This window comes from Ensifer sp., from assembly GCF_035999185.1.
In the GTDB taxonomy this organism is placed as follows: Bacteria; Pseudomonadota; Alphaproteobacteria; order Rhizobiales; family Rhizobiaceae; genus Ensifer.
In genome coordinates this window covers 1-3317 of sequence record NZ_DASYHB010000083.1, presented here as the reverse complement: position 1 = coordinate 3317, position 3317 = coordinate 1, and the positions used below count along the sequence as shown (strand labels likewise).

At 59.8% G+C, this 3317-nt stretch carries 4 protein-coding genes and 1 pseudogene; all 5 read left to right on the top strand.

Annotated features, from left to right (window positions below; translation table 11 throughout):
• Positions 1–4 precede the first annotated feature (4 nt).
• On the top strand, positions 5–1345 hold the full coding sequence (secY, locus tag VGO04_RS08205; RefSeq protein ID WP_327495454.1) for a preprotein translocase subunit SecY: 1341 nt from the start codon (positions 5–7) through the stop codon (positions 1343–1345).
• Entirely contained in the window at positions 1342–1920 is a 579-nt protein-coding gene (locus VGO04_RS08200; protein ID WP_327495453.1) for an adenylate kinase, read from the top strand. Before secY ends, VGO04_RS08200 begins: the two co-directional genes overlap by 4 nt.
• Before the next feature lie 232 nt (positions 1921–2152).
• Entirely contained in the window at positions 2153–2521 is a 369-nt protein-coding gene (gene rpsM / locus VGO04_RS08195) for a 30S ribosomal protein S13 (protein ID WP_052638152.1), read from the top strand.
• A gap of 226 nt (positions 2522–2747) precedes the next feature.
• Positions 2748–3137, top strand: coding sequence for a 30S ribosomal protein S11 (gene rpsK, locus VGO04_RS08190; RefSeq protein ID WP_003536496.1), 390 nt, complete (start codon positions 2748–2750; stop codon positions 3135–3137).
• A gap of 70 nt (positions 3138–3207) precedes the next feature.
• Positions 3208–3317, top strand: a pseudogene (locus tag VGO04_RS08185) (DNA-directed RNA polymerase subunit alpha); the annotation flags it as partial.

Genomic DNA, 3317 nt, shown 5'->3' with positions numbered 1-3317 from the left:
TTGCATGGCTTCTGCAGCGGAACAGCTCGCCTCGAACCTGAATTTCTCGACTTTCGCCAAGGCGGAAGATCTGAAGAAACGTCTTTGGTTCACGCTTGGTGCGCTTCTGGTTTACCGTCTTGGCACCTATATCCCGCTGCCGGGTCTTAATCCGGACGCGTTTGCCCAGGCCTTCCGCGGCCAGAGCGGCGGCATCCTCGGCCTCTTCAACATGTTTTCGGGCGGTGCAGTTGAGCGCATGGCGATCTTCGCGCTCGGCATCATGCCCTATATCTCTGCTTCGATCATCGTTCAGCTGATGACCTCTGTCGTTCCGGCGCTGGAACAGCTGAAGAAGGAAGGCGAGCAGGGCCGCAAGATCATCAACCAGTACACCCGTTACGGCACGGTGCTTCTCGGCACGGCACAGGCTTACGCCATCGCCGTCGGCCTTGAGAGCGGCAACGGCCTCGTCAACGATCCAGGTTGGTTCTTCCGTATTTCCACGGTCATCTCGCTGCTCGGCGGCACGATGTTCCTAATGTGGCTCGGCGAGCAGATCACCTCGCGCGGCATCGGCAACGGCATTTCGCTGATCATTTTCGCCGGCATCGTCGCGCACCTGCCGACGGCACTGGCCGGAACGCTCGAGCTCGGCCGCACCGGCGCGCTCTCGACGCCGCTGATCATCGCGATCATCATCATGGTTGTCGCCGTCATCGCGCTCATCGTCTTCGTCGAGCGGGCACAGCGACGCCTGCTGATCCAGTATCCGAAGCGTCAGGTCGGCAATCGCATGTTCCAGGGCGACACGTCGCACCTGCCGTTGAAGCTCAACACCTCGGGCGTTATCCCGGCGATCTTTGCTTCTTCGCTGCTGCTCTTGCCGGCGACGCTCGCAGGCTTTGCCAACACGGCGAATCTGCCGGGCTGGGCGACCAGCGTCGTCAGCGCGCTCGGCCACGGCAAGCCGCTCTACATGGTGCTCTACGGCGCAATGATCGCGTTCTTCGCCTTCTTCTACACGGCAATCGTCTTCAATCCGAAGGATACGGCCGACAACCTGAAGAAGCACGGCGGCTTCATTCCGGGCATTCGCCCGGGCGAACGCACCGCGGAATACATCGATTACGTTCTGACGCGCATCACCGTCATCGGTGCGGCCTATCTGATTTTCGTCTGCATTCTGCCTGAAGTTCTGATTTCTCAGACCGGCGTGCCGTTCTACCTTGGTGGTACGTCGCTTTTGATTGTTGTCAGCGTGACCCTTGATACGGTAGCACAGATCCAGGGCCACCTCATCGCACAGCAATATGAGGGGCTGATCAAGAAGTCGAAGCTGCGCGGAGGAAAGAGGGGACGATGAGACTGATTTTTTTGGGGCCGCCGGGCGCTGGCAAGGGGACACAGGCCAAGCTTCTGACGGAGAGATACGGCATTCCGCAGCTTTCCACAGGTGATATGCTGCGGGCCGCCGTTGCCCAGGCGACCGAGGTTGGCAAGCGTGCCAAGGCGGTCATGGATGCCGGCCAGCTGGTCTCGGACGAGATCGTCAACGAGATCGTGTCGGACCGCATCGACCAGGCGGATTGCGCGAAGGGCTTCATCCTTGACGGATACCCGCGCACGGTTCCGCAGGCGATTGCGCTCGGCAAGATGCTTGAAGGCAAGGGACTGAAGCTCGATGCGGTCATCGAGCTCAAGGTCGACGAGACGGCCCTTGTGAAGCGGATGGAGAATCGCGTAGCGGAAACCATCGCTGCCGGCGGCACCGTTCGTTCGGACGACAATCCGGAGGCGTTCAAGCGCCGGCTGACCGAATACCGGGAAAAGACCGCACCGTTGTCGGAACACTATGCCGGCACCGGGCAGCTTAGAACGGTTGATGGCATGGCGGAAGTGAACACCGTTACCGCCGAGATCGAGAAGATTCTGGCTTAGACACTGGTCTTTGCCGAAAAGGGACCGCCGGGGAGTTGACTTTTCCGGCCGATTCCGCCAAAGACAGCGCCAACTCGCGACATGGGAGCGATCGGCGCGGTCTTCATAGAAAATGAAGTCCGGGTACGGTCGTTTTTGACGTGTCTCGAACCTCAATCAACGTGCGGCTCTTCGTGGTCGCGTAACGAAGCACCTATTGCCGGATGGCAACTGGAACGCAAGGAGAATAGACGTGGCACGTATCGCTGGCGTCAACATCCCGACGGCAAAGCGCGTTGTTATCGCGCTGACCTACATTCACGGGATCGGACCGAAATTCGCACAGGAAATCGTCGAGAAGGTCGGTATTCCGGCTGATCGTCGCGTTCATCAGCTGACGGACGCTGAAGTCCTGCAGATCCGCGAAACCATCGACCGCGATTACCAGGTCGAAGGTGACCTGCGTCGCGAGACCTCGATGAACATCAAGCGCCTGATGGACCTCGGCTGCTACCGCGGCCTGCGTCACCGTCGTGGCCTTCCGGTTCGCGGTCAGCGCACGCACACCAACGCTCGTACCCGTAAGGGTCCGGCGAAGGCGATTGCCGGCAAGAAGAAGTAATTTCCCGAAAAGGGAGATTGGGAGGCTGGTGTCAAACGCCGGCCTCCTTTTGCAGTTTGGAAGGGCGACAGCCCGACCTTTGTTCGGCCTGAACGGTCGGGCGAAACGTTCGCAGGACGGGGTTCCGTTCTGCGGGAAATGAAGATGCAGGGCAGGGGACGTCAAATCCTTTTCCCGGTGGAGCCGCTGGAATTACGGCGGTGCAGAGATCTAAGAAAGGGATCCTATGGCCAAGGAAGCCACACGCGTTCGTCGTCGCGAACGCAAGAACATCACGTCTGGCGTTGCGCACGTCAATTCGTCGTTCAACAACACCATGATCACCATCACCGACGCACAGGGCAACGCGATTGCCTGGTCGTCTGCCGGTGCCAAGGGTTTCAAGGGCTCGCGTAAGTCGACCCCGTTTGCCGCTCAGATCGCCGCTGAAGACTGCGCCAAGAAGGCTCAGGAACACGGCATGAAGTCGCTGGAAGTTGAAGTTTGCGGTCCGGGTTCCGGCCGTGAATCCGCTCTTCGCGCGCTGCAGGCTGCGGGCTTCATGATCACCTCGATCCGCGATGTGACCCCGATCCCGCACAACGGCTGCCGTCCGCGCAAGAAGCGCCGCGTCTGATCATTTGCGTTCAACATGCCGGTGAGGGTGCTTCCGCGCTCTCCCGGTCTTCGGGGCTCGGTTGTCACGATTGGATGGTGACAACGAACGGAAGGCAGAAAACATGATCCAGAAGAATTGGCAGGAACTGATCAAGCCGAACAAGGTGGAGTTCGTCTCCTCCGGCCGCACCAAGGCAAC